Source organism: Streptomyces sp. NPDC097981 (genome assembly GCF_040302565.1).
Lineage (GTDB): Bacteria > Actinomycetota > Actinomycetes > Streptomycetales > Streptomycetaceae > Streptomyces.
Genome location: NZ_JBEORW010000012.1, coordinates 15,290 through 31,075, shown reverse-complemented (window position 1 = coordinate 31,075; position 15,786 = coordinate 15,290). Strand labels below are relative to the sequence as shown.

18 protein-coding genes are annotated in these 15,786 nt (G+C 73.1%); 8 read left to right on the top strand and 10 right to left on the bottom strand.

Annotated elements, in window-relative coordinates:
* The first annotated feature begins 60 nt into the window (after positions 1–60).
* Both ABTY04_RS14155 and ABTY04_RS14150 read left to right on the top strand, forming a co-directional pair.
* Complete coding sequence (locus tag ABTY04_RS14155) at positions 61–519, top strand: phage holin family protein (protein ID WP_352213639.1); 459 nt, start codon at positions 61–63, stop codon at positions 517–519.
* Positions 516–1,475: an alpha/beta fold hydrolase gene (locus tag ABTY04_RS14150; RefSeq protein ID WP_352213638.1), complete on the top strand. Its 960-nt coding sequence runs from the start codon at positions 516–518 to the stop codon at positions 1,473–1,475. The genes ABTY04_RS14155 and ABTY04_RS14150 overlap by 4 nt, the downstream gene beginning before the upstream one ends.
* A 348-nt stretch (positions 1,476–1,823) precedes the next feature.
* Here ABTY04_RS14150 and ABTY04_RS14145 read toward each other — a convergent pair whose 3' ends face one another.
* The 5 genes from ABTY04_RS14145 to ABTY04_RS14125 all read right to left on the bottom strand — a co-directional run bounded on the left by ABTY04_RS14145 (position 1,824) and on the right by ABTY04_RS14125 (position 6,021).
* On the bottom strand, positions 1,824–3,026 hold the full coding sequence (locus ABTY04_RS14145; RefSeq protein WP_352213788.1) for a MarP family serine protease: 1,203 nt from the start codon (positions 3,024–3,026) through the stop codon (positions 1,824–1,826).
* A 13-nt stretch (positions 3,027–3,039) separates the two neighbouring features.
* The gene (locus ABTY04_RS14140; RefSeq protein WP_352213637.1) at positions 3,040–3,801 is read right to left on the bottom strand and encodes an NUDIX hydrolase; all 762 of its coding nucleotides are present in this window, start codon (positions 3,799–3,801) and stop codon (positions 3,040–3,042) included.
* A 115-nt stretch (positions 3,802–3,916) separates the two neighbouring features.
* Positions 3,917–4,744, bottom strand: coding sequence for an endonuclease III (nth, locus tag ABTY04_RS14135; protein ID WP_352213636.1), 828 nt, complete (start codon positions 4,742–4,744; stop codon positions 3,917–3,919).
* Positions 4,745–4,817: 73 nt separating this feature from the next.
* A complete protein-coding gene (locus tag ABTY04_RS14130) occupies positions 4,818–5,261 on the bottom strand; it encodes a hypothetical protein (protein WP_352213635.1) in 444 nt (147 codons plus the stop codon).
* Positions 5,262–5,271: 10 nt separating this feature from the next.
* Positions 5,272–6,021: a nucleotidyl cyclase domain-containing protein gene (locus ABTY04_RS14125; protein WP_352213634.1), complete on the bottom strand. Its 750-nt coding sequence runs from the start codon at positions 6,019–6,021 to the stop codon at positions 5,272–5,274.
* 186 nt (positions 6,022–6,207) lie between these two features.
* Here ABTY04_RS14125 and ABTY04_RS14120 point away from each other — a divergent pair, with 186 nt between their 5' ends.
* The 5 genes from ABTY04_RS14120 to ABTY04_RS14100 all read left to right on the top strand — a co-directional run bounded on the left by ABTY04_RS14120 (position 6,208) and on the right by ABTY04_RS14100 (position 11,772).
* Positions 6,208–6,942, top strand: a complete 735-nt coding sequence (locus tag ABTY04_RS14120) for a Crp/Fnr family transcriptional regulator (protein ID WP_352213633.1) — start codon at positions 6,208–6,210, stop codon at positions 6,940–6,942.
* Between the two features lie 116 nt (positions 6,943–7,058).
* Positions 7,059–9,443, top strand: coding sequence for an ATP-binding protein (locus ABTY04_RS14115; RefSeq protein ID WP_352213632.1), 2,385 nt, complete (start codon positions 7,059–7,061; stop codon positions 9,441–9,443).
* 43 nt (positions 9,444–9,486) lie between these two features.
* Entirely contained in the window at positions 9,487–9,762 is a 276-nt protein-coding gene (locus tag ABTY04_RS14110; protein ID WP_352213631.1) for a hypothetical protein, read from the top strand.
* Positions 9,763–10,111: 349 nt separating this feature from the next.
* Positions 10,112–10,786, top strand: coding sequence for a Crp/Fnr family transcriptional regulator (locus ABTY04_RS14105; protein WP_003981529.1), 675 nt, complete (start codon positions 10,112–10,114; stop codon positions 10,784–10,786).
* Between the two features lie 185 nt (positions 10,787–10,971).
* Complete coding sequence (locus tag ABTY04_RS14100; protein ID WP_352213630.1) at positions 10,972–11,772, top strand: nucleotidyltransferase domain-containing protein; 801 nt, start codon at positions 10,972–10,974, stop codon at positions 11,770–11,772.
* Between the two features lie 18 nt (positions 11,773–11,790).
* On the opposite strand, the gene ABTY04_RS14095 is transcribed toward ABTY04_RS14100, so the two are convergent.
* From ABTY04_RS14095 to sp36, 5 genes are all read right to left on the bottom strand, one after another.
* Positions 11,791–12,081 (bottom strand): hypothetical protein, encoded by a 291-nt coding sequence (locus tag ABTY04_RS14095; RefSeq protein WP_352213629.1) that lies wholly within the window; start codon positions 12,079–12,081, stop codon positions 11,791–11,793.
* On the bottom strand, positions 12,078–12,923 hold the full coding sequence (locus tag ABTY04_RS14090; protein ID WP_352213628.1) for an MBL fold metallo-hydrolase: 846 nt from the start codon (positions 12,921–12,923) through the stop codon (positions 12,078–12,080). Before ABTY04_RS14090 ends, ABTY04_RS14095 begins: the two co-directional genes overlap by 4 nt.
* A complete protein-coding gene (locus ABTY04_RS14085; RefSeq protein WP_502996633.1) occupies positions 12,920–13,840 on the bottom strand; it encodes an NUDIX hydrolase in 921 nt (306 codons plus the stop codon). Before ABTY04_RS14085 ends, ABTY04_RS14090 begins: the two co-directional genes overlap by 4 nt.
* Before the next feature lie 187 nt (positions 13,841–14,027).
* Positions 14,028–14,501 carry a RidA family protein gene (locus ABTY04_RS14080; RefSeq protein ID WP_352213627.1) on the bottom strand — a complete coding sequence of 158 codons (474 nt, stop codon included), beginning with the start codon at positions 14,499–14,501 and terminating at the stop codon, positions 14,028–14,030.
* Complete coding sequence (gene sp36 / locus ABTY04_RS14075; RefSeq protein ID WP_007264966.1) at positions 14,498–14,659, bottom strand: Sp36 family protein; 162 nt, start codon at positions 14,657–14,659, stop codon at positions 14,498–14,500. Before sp36 ends, ABTY04_RS14080 begins: the two co-directional genes overlap by 4 nt.
* A gap of 127 nt (positions 14,660–14,786) precedes the next feature.
* On the opposite strand from sp36, the gene bagA reads away from it, so the two are divergent.
* A complete protein-coding gene (gene bagA / locus ABTY04_RS14070; protein WP_352213626.1) occupies positions 14,787–15,767 on the top strand; it encodes an ATPase BagA in 981 nt (326 codons plus the stop codon).
* Positions 15,768–15,786: the final 19 nt, after the last annotated feature.

Genomic DNA, 15,786 nt, shown 5'->3' with positions numbered 1-15,786 from the left:
GGACAGCCGCCGCCCGCGGCGCCGACAGCAGACGACGGCAGATGACAGAGGGAGAGAGCGATGAGCGCAGTGGACCAAGGGGCGCAAGGAGCCGAGCGCACACTCGGCCAGCTGGTCGCCTCGGCCACCGCCGAGATGTCCGCCCTGGTGCACGACGAGATCGCCCTCGCCAAGGCGGAGATCCGCCAGGACGTCAGGCGTGCGGCCATCGGCGGCACCGCCATCTCGATCGCAGGCGTGTTCGCACTGTTCTCCCTGCCGGTGCTGAGCTTCGCCGCGGCGTACGGGATCCACAACCTCGGGCTCGGGCTCGCCTGGTCCTTCCTCATCGTCGGCGTGGCGTTCCTGCTGCTCGCGGGCCTGCTGGCGCTGATCGCCGTGTCGAAGTTCAAGAAGGTCAAGCCGCCGGAGATGACCATCGCATCGGTCAAGCAGACCGCGGCGGTCGTCGGGACCGTCAAGCCGCACCCGCGGTCGGTGAGTGACCAGGCCGTGGGTGTGGCACGCTCGTCCTCATGACAGCGCCCTTGCCGGACTCCAGCACTCCGCCCACCGCCGCGACGGCGGTCAGGATCGACGTGCCCGGCGGGAGGGCGGTGACGCACCGGGACGTCGCGGCCAACGGGGCCCGGTTCCACGTCGCCGAGCTCGGTGACGGGCCGCTGGTACTGCTGTTGCACGGCTTCCCGCAGTTCTGGTGGACGTGGCGGCATCAGCTGACCGCGCTCGCCGACGCCGGGTACCGGGCGGTCGCGATGGACCTGCGCGGCGTGGGCGGCAGCGACCGCACCCCGCGCGGCTACGACCCCGCCAACCTGGCGCTCGACATCACCGGGGTCGTACGGTCCCTCGGCGAGCCGGACGCCGCCCTCGTGGGACACGACCTGGGCGGCTACCTCGCCTGGACCGCAGCGGTCATGCGCCCCAAGCTGGTGCGCCGACTCGTGGTCTCCTCGATGCCGCACCCGCGGCGCTGGCGCTCGGCGATGCTGTCCGACTTCGGCCAGACCCGGGCGAGTTCGCACATCTGGGGCTTCCAGCGGCCGTTCATCCCCGAGCGGCAGCTCGTCGCCGACGACGGGGCGCTCGTGGCGGAGCTGATCCGGGACTGGTCCGGGCCCGTGCCCCCCGAGGAGGCGGACCTCGACGTGTACCGGCGGGCGATGTGCATCCCGTCGACCGCGCACTGCTCGATCGAGCCGTACCGCTGGATGATGCGCTCGATGGCCCGGCCCGACGGGCTCCAGTTCAACCGCAGGATGAAGCGGCCCGTGCGCGTGCCGACGCTGCACCTGCACGGCTCGCTCGACCCGGTGATGCGGACCCGGAGCGCCGCCGGCTCCGGCGAGTACGTCGAAGCCCCGTACCGGTGGCGGCTGTTCGACGGCCTCGGGCACTTCCCGCACGAGGAGGATCCCGCCGCCTTCTCGACCGAGCTGGTGAACTGGCTCAAGGACCCCGAGCCGGACCGCTGAGCAGACGGAAGCGCCTGACCAGCCGTCAGCACCGGCCGTACGACAGCCAGTGCGACAGTCTTACGGGTATTCAATTGCCCGGCGCATAGGCCAATTGGCCGCCCCGGACGGGGTTACCGACCTTGGGGCCCGGGCACAGCTCGTTGTATGGGCTGGACGCACGACTACGGTGACACCGCACGCGAACGCCGCCCGGCAGCGACGCCGGGCCTGCACGGGAGGACGGGCCGGGACGGCCACGACCCCCGCCTCGGGATTCCGCGCATCCTGCGCCGCCGGGCCCGCTGGGTCTCGGCGCGCCTGCGGCACCCACGGACGTAGCCGAAGCCGCGCCCCGCTCCGTACGGATCAGAGGGCGCAGCCCTGGCTGTCGACCCGCCGGTCGGCGACCTTCCCGATCCGGATGTCGTCGCGGACCTCGTCCGCCGTCAGCACGTAACCGGTGTTCGGGTCGTCGAGCGACTTCGCGAAGACGACCCCGTACACCTTCCCGTCGGGCGTCAGCAGCGGGCCGCCGGAGTTGCCCTGGCGGACGGTCGCGTACAGGGAGTAGACGTCGCGGCGGACGGTGCCGCGGTGGTAGATGTCCGGGCCGTTGGCGTTGATCCGGCCGCGGACGCGTGCCGCGCGGACGTCGTACGCGCCGTTCTCCGGGAAGCCGGCGACGATCGCGTCGCTGCTGCTCACCGCGTCCTTCTCGGTGAACTCCAGCGCGGGCGCCTTCAGCTTGGGCACGTCCAGGATGGCGATGTCGCGCTCCCAGTCGTAGAGCACGACCTTGCCGTCGTAGAGCTTGCCCTCGCCGCCGATCTGCACGGTCGGCTCGCCGACCCCGCCGACGACGTGCGCGTTGGTCATCACCTTGCCGGGTGCGAAGACGAAGCCGGTGCCCTCCAGGACCTTGCTGCAGCTCGGCGCGGTACCGACGACCTTCACGATCGAACGCTTGGCCGCCGCGGTGACGGGGCTGCGGGCGAGCGCCGGGTCGGGCGCCTTCACCTCGGTGATCGGCTCGTTGGAGAACGGGCTGAAGACCTGCGGGAAGCCGCTGCGCGCGAGAGTGGAGCTGAAGTCCGAGAACCAGGTGTTGGCCTGGGCGGGGAGCACCCGCGAGACGCCGAGCAGCACCTTGGAGTTGCGGACCTCCCTGCCCAGCGTGGGAAGTGACGTCCCGGCGAGCGCCGAGCCGATCAGCCACGCCACCAGCAGCATCGCGACGACGTTGACCAGCGCTCCGCCGGTCGCGTCGACCACGCGGGCCGGTGACCACGTGATGTGGCGACGCAGCCGGTTGCCCAGATGGGTGGTGAGGGCCTGCCCGATCGAGGCACAGACGATGATCACGACGACGGCGATCACGACGACTGTGGTGGAGACCTGGGTGCCGTTGTCGGTCACCCGGTCCCAGAGCAGCGGGAGCAGGGACACGGCGACGAGGCCACCGCCGAGGAAGCCGATCACCGACAGGATGCCGACGACGAACCCCTGGCGGTAGCCGACGATCGCGAACCACACGGCGGCGACCAGCAACAGGATGTCCAGCACGTTCACGAGGGTCACCGTCTCATGCGCGCCAGTCGAGCGGGACCTGCCTCGATCGGTCCCAGGGGCGCTCCCATCCCGCGAAATGCAGCAGCCGGTCGATCACCCCGGCGGTAAAACCCCAGACCAGAGCCGATTCGACGGTGAAAGCGGGGCCCAGATGGCCGCTTGGGTGGAGGGCCATGACGCGATGATCGGGGTCCGTGAGATCCGACACGGGAACCGTGAAGACGCGGGCGGTCTCGGCCGGGTCCACGGCGCCGACCGGGCTGGGATCGCGCCACCAGCCGAGCACCGGGGTCACGACGAACTCGCTGACCGGGATGTAGAGGCGGGGCAGCACGCCGAAGAGCTGGACGCCGGCCGGGTCGAGCCCGGTCTCCTCCTCGGCCTCGCGCAGGGCGGCGCGCAGCGGGCCGGTGGTGTGCGGATCGCCGTCCTCCGGGTCGAGGGCGCCGCCCGGGAACGAGGGCTGGCCGGGGTGCGAGCGCAGGCTCCCGGCGCGCTCCATCAGCAGCAGTTCCGGGCCGCTGGGGCCCTCGCCGAAGAGGATCAGCACGGCGGACTGGCGGCCGCGGCCGTCCTCGGGCGGCAGGAAGCGGCTCAGCTGGGTCGGCCGGACCGTCCGCGCGGCCTCCACGACGGGATCGAGCCACTGCGGCAGCCCCTGGCGGCTCACGCGCGGACCGTCCTGGTCCGCGTACGGGTTGCCCCGCGTCTTGCCCTGCTGCGGCGGCGCGTCCGCCTGGGCCACGCCGCTCTCGTCCCGCGCTCCGCGCGTCATAGGCACCCCTGCTCCCTGCCGTCGCCGACACCGTTGCCGTCCTGTACGGGGACAACGCAGCCCCGGGCCGGATTCGTTCCTCCGCGGGCCGCCGTGCGGCGGCCCGCGGCCGTGCTCAGGAGACCGCCTGGCCGTCGGCCAGCGGCTCGGCCGGCAGGCCCGGGTAGTCCGGCGGCGGGCTCAGCCGCTGGCCGGGCCGGCCGCCCTTCTCGTACTTGAGCAGCTTCTTCGCCTTCTCCGGGTCCGTCTCGCCCTCCCCGTACGCGGGGCACAGCGGGGCGATCGGGCAGGCGCCACAGGCGGGCCTGCGGGCGTGGCAGATCCGGCGGCCGTGGAAGACGACGCGGTGCGAGAGCATCGTCCACTCGCTCTTCGGGAAGATCGCGCAGATCTCCGCCTCGACCTTCTCCGGGTCCTCCTGCTCGGTCCACTTCCATCGGCGCACCAGCCGGCCGAAGTGGGTGTCCACGGTGATGCCCGGGACGCCGAACGCATTGCCGAGCACCACGTTGGCCGTCTTCCGGCCGACGCCGGGCAGCTTGACCAGATCCTCGATCCGGCCCGGGACCTCGCCGTCGAAGTCGTCCCGCAGGGCCTGGGAGAGGCCGAGCAGGGACCGCGCCTTCGCCCGGAAGAACCCGGTCGGCCGGATGATCTCCTCCAGTTCCTCGGGCACCGCCGCGGCCATGTCCTCGGGGGTCGGGTAGGCGGCGAACAGGGCCGGGGTCGTCTGGTTCACGCGCAGGTCGGTGGTCTGGGCGGAGAGGACCGTGGCGACCAGCAGCTCGAAGGGATTCCGGAAGTCGAGCTCGGGATGGGCGTACGGGTAGATCTCGGCCAGCTCGCGGTTGATGCGCCGGGCCCGGCGCACCATCGCGAGGCGCGACTCGGGGGGCTTGCCTCGCACAGCCGCCCCGTCCTTGCTGACCTTGCTCTCTGCCATGACCGAAGGCTACGCCGGATGTCCGTCCGGCCGGGGGGATTCACCGCGCCCGGCCGGGAGCGGTGCCGGGCCTTCAACGCCCGGCGGGGTCCTCCGCTTCAGCGGACCGGTAGACCCGCTGATCTCCGTACTGGACGGCGAAGACGGTTCCGGAGTCATGTGCGGTGTTCGTCTGCTCGCCGGCCCGTGGACGGCGGTCGTGCGAAGGGGCGCCGTCGGCACCTGCCACCAGCCGGGTGAGGGGCTCCAGGCACGAGGGATCCTCGCGCAGCATCGCCGCCAGTTCCAGGGCCCAGGATCCGAGCAGCGCCCGCCGGGCCTCATCGGGGTCGGCGGATTCCCGTACGAGTGCGGCATTGCGGTCCAGCAGGCCCTCGACCGCGACGCGCCGCCTCCGGCCGGCCCTGCGGAAGAGGCCGAGGACGCTGCTCCTGGCGCCCTGCCACAGGTCCGTGGCCATCGCCGAGACCAGCACCGCGGCGGCTGCTTCCGCCAGCGCGGTCAGCTCGTCGTCCATGCGTGCCCCCTCACGGCTCACGGGTGATGTTGATGTGCTGGACACCGCTCTGGAGCGCGTTGACGGTGCCGTGTCCCGACGCTTTGTTGACCATCTTCAAGCGGCCGGGCGTCCGTGGGCCGTCCGCGGCGGCCGCCTCGGCGCCGGCTTCGGCTTCGGGCGTCTGCGGCACCACCACCGGCTGCCCGGGCACATGGAGCCAGGCATCCGCGGTGTACTCCTTCGCCGTGAAGGTGACCTTGCGGAAATCGTCCGGCTCGATTCCGGGATGACCGTGCGGCACCGTCTCCTCGTAGAAGTGCTGCGACAGGAGGAGCACCGCCGGCGTGGTCTGCGGTGCCCGCGCCAGGGCGGACCGGGCCGGGGCCGCGTCCAGGAGCCGCGCGAGGACTTCGAGCGGACGGCCGCAGACCTCGCCGTCCCGGCCGAGGTGGACGTCGCCGGCGTGCAGGGCGATCCTGACGCGGATCCGCGTGGCCGGACCGGCGGTCCGGTTGTGGGCGCGGAGCCGGGCCGCGAGCTCGTGCACCAGCGGGTGGACGAGCCTGGTCTTGCGCACACCGGCCGGCGGGACGACCCGCAGCCCGTCGCCCAGGTCTTCGCGCAGGCAGGACTCCCAGGCGATCCCGCTCTGCTCGAACGACGCCCGGAGGGCCGTGGACAGCACCTCGCGGATCGCCAGGAGCGCGAGGTTGCCACGGCCTGCGGAGCGCTCGATGTCGACGGCCAGCACGGCCCGGTATGCCCACTCTCGATCCACTCGGTCCTCCTCGGGAACGAACTCCACTGTTCCCCGGGCGCGCGGCGGACATCCCGTCGCAGTACGAGATCCCACGCGATCGCCGGGAACCAGAGTTGGCATGCACATCGCCTACGACGCTGCTGCGACCCATACTTGTCCCGGTGACGGAACGCCGTGCGTTCGGGCGATGCGGGGAGCGGGGCAATGACCACGGTCGACAGGGGTACGGGCCGCAGCACACGCGGGCAGTGGCAGCAGCGCGGAGAGCAGGTCTGGCCGCCGTCGAGCCTGCTGGGCGGCTTACCGCCGGCCTCACGCGACCGGCTGCTCGCGCTGGGGGCCCTCACGCGTTACCCGGCCGACCGCGTGCTCATGCGGGAAGCCGAGCAGACCGACTTCGTCCTGATCCTGCTCGACGGGGTGGTCAAGGTGACAGGCCGCACCCATGACAACCGAGAGGCCCTGCTGGCCGTCCGGATGGGCGGGGACCTGGTCGGCGAACTCGCCGCCATGGACGGCCGGCCCCGATCGGCAACGGTCACCACCTGCGGACCCGTCGCCGCCCGAGCGGTCACCCGCGGCGACTTCCTCGACTGCACGCGGCGGGATCCCCACACCGCGCAGGCCGTCAGCGAGTCCATCGTGACGAAGCTGCGCGTCGCCAACTCCCACCGCATCGACTTCACCGGCTGCGACGTGCCGACCCGGCTGGCCCGAGTGCTCCACCAGATCGCGGTGACCTACGGAGAACCCGCAGGCAGGGGAGCCGTGATCCGCTGGCCGATCACCCAGCCCGAGCTCGCCACCCTGTCCGGCGCGGCCGAGCCCACCGTCCACAAAGCCCTGCGCGGGCTCCGCACCAGGGGCGTGGTCTCCACGGGCTACCGCACCATCCGGGTCCAGGACCTCGCCCTGCTGAGGGACATCGCCTTCTCCTAGCCGGGAGCCCGCAAACAGTCGTACGACGGTTTCCCTGCACCGCGACGTCGCTAGCGTCGGCCACATGCGGGCCGGAGCGCCCGGGCAGCGGCGATTCCTACGACGGGGAAAGCGGTATGGCCATGGATGAGGCGGACGGAGCGGCCGCGACGACGGGCGGCCGTGAGCAGGACACCTCCGGCGAGGGCGCGGGAGCCGTCCATCGGATCGACATCGGAGGCAGCCCCCGCGGGCCCGTGGTGGCGGGCAACCACAACCTCGTGGTCGACGCCCAGCACGGCTCGACCGTGACCCTGCTGGTGGAGCGGGAACGGCCCCGTCCGGAGCGCCGGCCGCGGGTCGAACTGCTGCCCCGGGTGCAGCAGGAACCGGTCGGCCGGGGACCTGTGGTCACGGCTCTGGCCGACGCCATCGGCGCCGGCGGACTGGTGCAGCTGTACGGTCCGCCCGGCATCGGCACCAGCCTGGTCCTGCGGCATGCGGTACGGCGTCTCGCACCGGGCCCGGACGGAGTGTTGTACCTGAACGCGGCCCACCGCGAGGTGGGCGACCTCGCGCAGGAGATCTTCGAAGCCTGCTACGACAGCCCGGGGTACGCCCCTTCGGACACGGAGCTGCGCCGGCTCATGGCCGGCGTGCGGGTGACCGTCTACATCGACAACGCCGATCTGGGCCGCGAACAACTGCTGGCGCTCGCGGACATCGCGCAGGACGCCGTCTTCGTCTTCGCGAGCCACAGCAGGTCCCTGCTGGGCGACGACGGCACGGCACTGGAGATGCGGGGACTGGACGTCGCGGCGGCCATCGAGCTCTTCGCCCGGGAGCTTCGCCGCCCGCTGGACGAGGGCGAGACCGCCGCCGCCACCTCCCTGTGGGAAGCCGCGGAGGGGCGGCCGCTCCAGCTGCTGCGCGCGGCCTCGCTGGCCCGGCCCGGCTCCGCGGGCGAGGCGAGGCTGCCCCGGCCCGGCGAGGTCGCCGATCTGGTCCCGCTGCTGCTCGGCCGACTCGACGCGGAGGCGACCAGCGTGGTGCACCTCCTGGCGACGCTGGGCGGCGTCGAGCTGGACCCGGTGCACATCGGCGCGATCACGGAGGTGGCCGACGCGGCCGGGACCTGCGACCGCCTGGTCCGCCTGGGGCTGCTGCTGGCCGAGGAGCACGGGTACCGCTGCGCTCCCGACACCGCACCCGCGCTGCATCAGCGGCTTCCCGAGCCTTTCTCCGTCGACCAGATATGCCGGTACTTCGCCCGCTGGGCGACGCGGCCGACCACGATGCCCGTTCAGGTCGCCGAGCACGGTCCGGCCCTGGAGCGGGCCGCCGCGCTGGCCGAGCTGGCCGGGCGCCCGGATCTCGCGGTCCGGGTCGCGCGGTCCGCGTCGCCGGCCCTGGCGCGCTCGCTGCGGTTCGGCGCCTGGGCCCGGCTGCTCGGCCGCGGCTGGACCGCCGCACGGAGCGCGGGGGACCGGCGCGCCGAGGCCTACTTCACGCACGAGGAGGGCATCCGGAACCTGTTGACGGGCCGCCGTGTGATGGCCGGGGTGCTCCTGGCCGAGGCATTGGTGCTGTGGCGGCAGCTCGGCGACGGGCAGGGGGTCAACGCCGCCCTGCACGCCCATCAGTACGCCCCTCCGATGACCCCCACACCACCCGCACCGCCCGCCCCTGCGGCGCCCCCGGTGCACGACGGCGGTGCCACGGCCGCGCACGGCGCGGGCAGCGCACACAGCGCGGCGGCGCCCCCCGTCCACGACGGCGGCGCCACGGCCGCACACAGCGCGGGCAGCGCACACAGCGCGGCGGCGCCCCCCATCCACGACGGTGGTGCCACGGCCGCGCACACGGCCGCCGGCCATGCCACCACGGCCGCGCACACCACCACGACCCCGTCCGCGGCAGCCCACATGACGAGCCTCTCCCACGCGCCGGCCGGGCACGGCGCGGTGTCGCTGGTGCCGCACGCCGCGGGCCACGCCGCCGCCGGTTCGATCGGCACCGCCGGCGCCGGCGCAGCCGCCGCGACCGGGGCGGGTGCCGCCGGTGCCACCGGTACGGCGGTCGCCGTCGGCACCACGGTCCTCACGGCCAAGGCCGTCGTCACCCTGGTCCTCGCGGTGATCGCCGTCGTCCTCGCCGCCGCCATCGGCAGTGGCTCCTTCGACCCGGAGGACACCTCCGCCGGCGGCACCGACCTCGCCGGGGTGTGGAACACGGAAGGGGGAGCCGTCAGGATCGCCGCATCCGGCTCCGGCACGTACACGGCGCCGGACGGCTGCGGCGGGAGCGTCGAATTCACCGGCAGCGCCGGTACGTACAGCGCTCCGTGGCCGATGTACGACAAGGACAAGGGCCCGTGCTCCCGCCTCGGCACCGGCCTCATCACCGTCTCCGTCTCTCCCGACGGATCAACGGCACGCGTCTCGGAGACGGCGCCATCGGACCTCAACCTGACCTGCTTCAACTGCGGATTGTTCACGTGGACCCGCTTGTCCTCGAAGTAGCGGCCCCGCCCCCCGAATCCAGCTCTGCGAAGGAGTCCCGAACATGGCATCCACATCAGGCGACCGGTTCACGGTCAGCATCGGCGGCGATGCGACCGGCCCCGTCGTGGTCGGCCACGAGAACACCGTCGAGACCGGCCCGCAGCAGCCCGCCGCCCCGTCCACCGACACCACGGCCGACGCGCCCCCGGCCGACGGCTCCCCCGAGCCCGCCGCGAGCCAGACCAACACGGCGGACGGGCACAGCAACCTGTTCACGGTCATGGAGGGCGACATCCACATCCACCACGACGGCCCTTCCGCGTCCGAGGAGGACTGACCCCCTCGGGTTCTTTCTTGGCCGAAGCTTTGCCCGGCGGTCGGGGCGGGGGCTGTGAGAGCTTCTTGGTAGCCTTCTCGGGGGCATGTTCGCCCACAGCTGAATCGACTGGGCGTGTCACTCCCCCGAACCCCTTGGCCTGTGCTCTCACCGGCCTGTTGGACACCCGGACGGCCCGAGGCCGGGTGCTGAAACCCGCCCGGACCTCAGGTAACACCGATCCGATTGGCCTCTCGCCGCACAGCACGCCCGTACGTCCGGCATCCTTGTGATTGATCGCACTGTTTGAGCCGTCCGGCAAAATGGGGAGCACGGTTCCCTGAGCTGGTCGACAGTAGGAGAGAGACTCGTGGACGACGTTCTGCGGCGCGCCCCGCTCTTCGCGGCGCTCGATGACGAGCAGGCCGCGGAGCTCCGCGCCTCCATGGGCGAGGTGACCCTCGCACGCGGTGACGCCCTGTTCCACGAGGGCGACCCCGGCGACCGGCTGTATGTCGTGACCGAGGGCAAGGTGAAGCTCCACCGCACCTCCCCCGACGGCCGCGAGAACATGCTGGCCGTCCTCGGCCCCGGCGAGCTGATCGGCGAGCTGTCGCTCTTCGACCCGGGCCCGCGCACCGCCACCGCCACCGCCCTGACCGAGGTCAAGCTGCTCGGCCTCGGCCACGGCGACCTCCAGCCCTGGCTCAACGCCCGGCCCGAGGTCGCGACCGCGCTGCTGCGCGCGGTGGCACGGCGCCTGCGCAAGACCAACGACCAGATGTCCGACCTGGTCTTCTCCGATGTCCCGGGCCGTGTCGCCCGCGCCCTCCTGGACCTGTCGCGCCGCTTCGGCGTGCAGTCCGAGGAAGGCATCCACGTCGTCCACGACCTGACCCAGGAAGAGCTGGCCCAGCTGGTCGGCGCCTCCCGCGAGACGGTCAACAAGGCCCTCGCGGACTTCGCGGGCCGCGGCTGGCTGCGCCTGGAGGCCCGCGCGGTCATCCTGCTGGACGTGGAACGCCTGGCGAAGCGGTCCCGCTGACCGCGGTTTCGCTGTGCGTGGAGGGGTTCCGCCCTACCGGGCGGGGCCCCTCCGTGCGTTTCGCCTGCGGCACCGCTGCGCAAGCGTCCCCGGCTTCGCCGGACTCTCGGGGCTCCGCCCCGCACCCCGCGCCCCGCGCCTCAAACGCCGGCGGGGCCGGATGCGGCGGCCGGGATAATGGGGCCATGGAGCACAGGGGGATGGACGCGTCCGGGTACTTCCGGCGCGAGGGGTCGCTCGGCCTGGTGCAGGACGCCTTCGCGCCGCTCGTCGCCGCCGCGCGCGAGCGGACCGGCGAGGCGTACGGGCAGCGGCTGCACAGCGCGTACCTGTACGGATCCGTGCCGCGCGGAACGGCGCGCCCGGGGCGCTCCGACCTCGACCTGCTGCTCGCCCTCCACCACGAGCCCTCCGACGAGGACCGGGACACCGCCGAGGTGCTGGCGCGCGGGTTCGACGAGGACTTCCCCGAGATCGACGGCGTCGGCGTCCTGCTCTACGGCAAGGACCGGCTGCTGAGCGAGCAGGAACGTTTCGATCTGGGCTGGTTCCTCGCCTGCCTGTGCACCCCGCTGCTCGGCGCGGACCTGGCCGAGCACCTCCCCCGCTACCGTCCGGACAGCCTGCTCGCCCGGGAGACCAACGGCGACCTGGCCTCCCTGCTCCCCCGGTGGCGGGCCAGGATGCAGGCCTCTTCGACCCCCGCCGAGTACCGCAGGCTCAGCCGGCACTTCTCGCGGCACCTGGTGCGCACCGGGTTCACGCTCGTGATGCCCCGGTGGGGCGGCTGGACCAGCGATCTCGCCGAGTCCGCGGAGATCTTCGGGCGGTACTACCCGGAGCGCGCGGCGCAGATGCGCGCCGCGGCCGCGGTGGCGCTCGATCCGGACGGGGACCCGGCCGTGCTGCACGCGTACCTGGACGACCTCGGGCCGTGGCTCGCGGACGAGTACACGGCCCGGCACGGGACCAAGTCGCCCCGCTGACACGTCACACCCGCACGGCTAGACGTCGGTCAGGGCCTCGACCGCCTGCTTCGCCTCGGCCAGGCCCGCCCCGGTGACCCGCCGGTAGACGCGGATGGCGTCGACGGTGCGCCCGTCGCGCGCCAGCGCCCGTACCTCGTCCAGCCCGGCCGGCTCGGGCTCCTCGATGCCGAAGTGGTCCAGCAACAGGCCCAGCCGCCGCTCCAGGCGCTCCGAGCGCCGCTCCAGGGCCTTCATCCGCAGGGTCGCCGTCGAGGTGATCCAAGCGGCCGTGCCAAGGAGCGCGAGCAGCAGGAAAAGCGTGTTCATTCGGGTCCCCCCGGGATCAGTCCGTGATCTTGAAGGTACTCCAGCTGCGCCCGTACGGACCACTCCGCGGCCGGCCACAGCGAGCGGTCCACGTCCGCGTAGACATGGGCGACGACCTCCGCGGGGGTGGCGTAGCCGTTCTCGACGGCCGTCTCGACCTGGGCGAGGCGGTGCGCCCGGTGGGCCAGGTAGAACTCCACCGCTCCCTGTGCGTCGTCGAGGACCGGGCCGTGACCCGGGAGCACCGTGTGCACGCCGTCGTCGACGGTCAGCGAGCGCAGCCGGCGCAGGGAGTCCAGGTAGTCGCCGAGGCGGCCGTCGGGGTGGGCCACAACGGTGGTGCCGCGGCCGAGGATCGTGTCGCCGGTCAGGACGGCGCGGTCGGCGGGCAGGTGGAAGCAGAGCGAGTCGGCGGTGTGGCCGGGGGTCGGCACCACGCGCAGCTCCAGGCCGCCGGTCCGGATCACGTCGCCGGCGCCGAGCCCCTCGTCCCCGAGGCGCAGGGCGGGGTCCAGGGCGCGGACCTTGGTACCCGTGAGCTCGGCGAACCGGCCGGCGCCCTCGGCGTGGTCGGGATGGCCGTGGGTCAGGAGGGTCAGCGCGATCCGCTTGCCCGCCTGCTCGGCGGCCTCCACGACCGCGCGCAGATGGGTCTCGTCCAGGGGGCCGGGATCGATGACGACGGCTTCCGCGGAGCCGGGCTCCGAGACGAGCCAGGTGTTGGTGCCGTCCAGGGTCATCGCGGAGGCGTTGGGGGCCAGGATGTTGACCGCGCGGGCGGTGGCGCGCCCTGAGGAGACGATTCCGCGGGGCTGTCCGGGCAGGGCGGCGGCGTTCGTCACGGGGTGCCTCCGAGGCGGACGTGCTTGGTGAACTCGTCGTGGCCCGGCCAGCTGAGCACCACTTCGCCGTTCTCCAGCGAGGCCTCGGCCAGTACGGGCGTCAGGTCCTGGGCGGCGGCCGCGGTGAGGGCGTCGCCGGCACTCCCGTACGGCTCCAGGGAGCGCAGCGTGGAGATGGTGGGCGGCATCATCAGCAGCTCGCCCCTGTCGTAGCCGGCGGCGGCGTCCGCGGGGCGGATCCAGACGGTCCGGTCGGCCTCGGTGGAGGCGTTGCGGGTGCGCTGGCCCTCCGGTAGGGCGGCGACGAAGAACCAGGTGTCGTAGCGGCGGGGCTCGAACTCCGGGGTGATCCAGCGGGCCCAGGCGCCGAGCAGGTCGGAGCGCAGCCGCAGGCCGCGACGGTCGAGGAACTCGGCGAAGGACAGCTCGCGGGCGACGAGGGCCGCACGGTCGGCCTCCCAGTCGTCGCCGGTGGTGTCCCCGACGACGGTGCCGGGGGTCTCGCCGGCGAGCAGGACGCCCGCCTCCTCGAAGGTCTCGCGGACGGCGCCGCAGACGATCGCCTGGGCGGTGCGGGGGTCGGTGGCGAGGCGGCCGGCCCAGTCCTCGCGGCTCGGGCCGGCCCAGCCGACGAGGTGGTCCCCGTCGCGGGGGTCGACCCCGCCGCCGGGGTAGGCGTACGCGCCGCCCGCGAAGGCCATGGAGGCCTTGCGGCGCAGCATGTGCACGGCGGGGCCGGCGGGGGTGTCGCGGAGCAGCATGACGGTGGCGGCGCGTCTGGGTTCCACCGGGGTGAGGGAACCGTCCATGAGCGCGCGGATCCGGTCGGGCCACTCGGGCGGGTACCACTGCCCGCCGGCGGGGGTGGAGCCGTGCGTTCCGTGTGTCTGCTGCTGTCCCTGCTCACCGTTCGGCATGGCGGGATGCTACGGCCATCCGGCCCGATGTTCGAGGCCCCACCCGGCCGGATGCGCGGCGGGGCACGGCCGGGGACAGGGGGAAACCGGAGGCGAACGGGGGGGGCGAGCGCGTGGACGCGTCAGCCCCCGCCGGGGAGCGGCAGGGGCTGACGGGGAAGAGGCGGGGAAGAGGTACCGGTGCCGGTCAGGCCTCGGGGAGGACCTCGACCTGGATCTCGACCTCGACCGGGGCGTCCAGCGGGAGCACCGCCACGCCGACCGCGCTGCGGGCGTGCACGCCCTTTTCGCCGAGCACCTCGCCCAGCAGCTCGCTCGCACCGTTCAGCACGCCCGGCTGGCCCGTGAAGTCCGGGGCCGACGCCACGAAGCCGACGACCTTCACGACCCGCGCGATCTTGTCGAGGTCGCCGATCACGGACTTCACCGCGGCCAGGGCGTTCAGCGCGCAGGTCGCGGCCAGCTGCTTGGCCTGCTCCGCCGAGACCTCGGCGCCGACCTTGCCGGTGACCGGCAGGCTGCCCTTGACCATCGGGAGCTGGCCCGCGGTGAACACGTAAGCGCCCGACCGCACGGCCGGCTGGTACGTGGCCAGCGGCGGGACGACCTCGGGCAGGGTCAGGCCGAGCTCGGCCAGCTTCGCCTCGACAGCGCCGCTCATGCCTTCTCCCGCTTGAGGTAGGCCACGAGCTGCTCGGGGTTGTTCGGGCCGGGCACGACCTGGACGAGCTCCCAGCCGTCCTCGCCCCAGGTGTCCAGGATCTGCTTGGTGGCGTGGACCAGCAGCGGGACCGTCGCGTATTCGAACTTCTTGGTCATGGGGGCGAGCGTAACGCCTGTTGCGCCGTGCCTCGCCCCGGCCGGAGGCCGGTGGGGGTACCTGCCGCCGGCGGCGGGGGAGAGCCTCATGCGCGGCTTGAGAGGCGAGTGGTTAGGCTCAGAGGCTGTGAGCAGGCTCCAGGTGGTCAGCGGCAAGGGCGGAACCGGAAAGACCACGGTCGCCGCGGCACTCGCGCTCGCCCTCGCGCGCGAGGGCGGACGGACTCTTCTGGTCGAGGTCGAGGGCAGGCAGGGGATCGCGCAGCTCTTCGGGGCGGAGGCGCTCCCGTACGAGGAGCGGAAGATCGCCGTCGCCTCGGGCGGTGGTGAGGTGTTCGCGCTGGCCATCGATGCCGAGCGGGCCCTGCTGGACTACCTCCAGATGTTCTACAAGCTCGGCTCCGCCGGGCGCGCCCTCAAGAAGCTCGGCGCCATCGACTTCGCGACGACCATCGCGCCCGGGCTGCGGGACGTGCTGCTGACCGGCAAGGCGTGCGAGGCGGTCCGGCGCAAGGACAAGGCCGGCCGCTACGTCTACGACCACGTGATCATGGATGCGCCGCCCACCGGGCGGATCACCCGCTTCCTGAACGTCAACGACGAGGTGGCGGGGCTGGCCCGGTTCGGGCCGATCCACAACCAGGCGCAGGCCGTCATGAAGGTCCTCAAGTCCCCGGAGACGGCCGTCCACCTGGTCACGCTCCTGGAGGAGATGCCCGTCCAGGAGACCGCCGACGGGATCGCCGAACTCGAAGAGGCCGGACTGCCCGTGGGGCGGGTCGTCGTCAACATGGTGCGGCCGCACCACTTGGACGAGGACGCCCTGAGCGCCGCCGCCGGCGAGCACCGGGCCGGCGTGGCCAAGGCCCTGTCCCGGGCGGGCCTGGGCGGCGCGCGCCGAGGCGGGCTCGCGGAGCGGCTGGTGGACCCGCTGCTCGCACAGGCCGCCGAGCACGCGAGCCGCGTGGAGCTGGAGCGCGCGCAGCGCACCGTACTGGAGCAGTTGGACGTGGCGACGTACGAACTCCCCCTGCTCGGCTCGGGGATGGATCTGGCCGGGCTGTACGAGCTGGCCTCGGAGCTGCGGAAGCAGGCGGGCGAGGAATGAGCGGGGCCACCAGGAGCAC

What these genes read in the sequence shown, in the direction of transcription:
- nth (WP_352213636.1), bottom strand. Translation starts at nt 4,744, where the DNA reads ATGGCAGAGAGCAAGGTCAGCAAGGACGGGGCGGCTGTGCGAGGCAAG.
- ABTY04_RS14120 (WP_352213633.1), top strand. Translation starts at nt 6,208, where the DNA reads ATGACCACGGTCGACAGGGGTACGGGCCGCAGCACACGCGGGCAGTGG.
- ABTY04_RS14100 (WP_352213630.1), top strand. Translation starts at nt 10,972, where the DNA reads ATGGAGCACAGGGGGATGGACGCGTCCGGGTACTTCCGGCGCGAGGGG.
- ABTY04_RS14080 (WP_352213627.1), bottom strand. Translation starts at nt 14,501, where the DNA reads ATGAGCGGCGCTGTCGAGGCGAAGCTGGCCGAGCTCGGCCTGACCCTG.
- ABTY04_RS14150 (WP_352213638.1), top strand. Translation starts at nt 516, where the DNA reads ATGACAGCGCCCTTGCCGGACTCCAGCACTCCGCCCACCGCCGCGACG.
- ABTY04_RS14085 (WP_502996633.1), bottom strand. Translation starts at nt 13,840, where the DNA reads ATGCCGAACGGTGAGCAGGGACAGCAGCAGACACACGGAACGCACGGC.
- ABTY04_RS14130 (WP_352213635.1), bottom strand. Translation starts at nt 5,261, where the DNA reads ATGGACGACGAGCTGACCGCGCTGGCGGAAGCAGCCGCCGCGGTGCTG.
- ABTY04_RS14115 (WP_352213632.1), top strand. Translation starts at nt 7,059, where the DNA reads ATGGCCATGGATGAGGCGGACGGAGCGGCCGCGACGACGGGCGGCCGT.
- ABTY04_RS14140 (WP_352213637.1), bottom strand. Translation starts at nt 3,801, where the DNA reads ATGACGCGCGGAGCGCGGGACGAGAGCGGCGTGGCCCAGGCGGACGCG.
- ABTY04_RS14155 (WP_352213639.1), top strand. Translation starts at nt 61, where the DNA reads ATGAGCGCAGTGGACCAAGGGGCGCAAGGAGCCGAGCGCACACTCGGC.
- sp36 (WP_007264966.1), bottom strand. Translation starts at nt 14,659, where the DNA reads ATGACCAAGAAGTTCGAATACGCGACGGTCCCGCTGCTGGTCCACGCC.
- ABTY04_RS14095 (WP_352213629.1), bottom strand. Translation starts at nt 12,081, where the DNA reads ATGAACACGCTTTTCCTGCTGCTCGCGCTCCTTGGCACGGCCGCTTGG.
- ABTY04_RS14110 (WP_352213631.1), top strand. Translation starts at nt 9,487, where the DNA reads ATGGCATCCACATCAGGCGACCGGTTCACGGTCAGCATCGGCGGCGAT.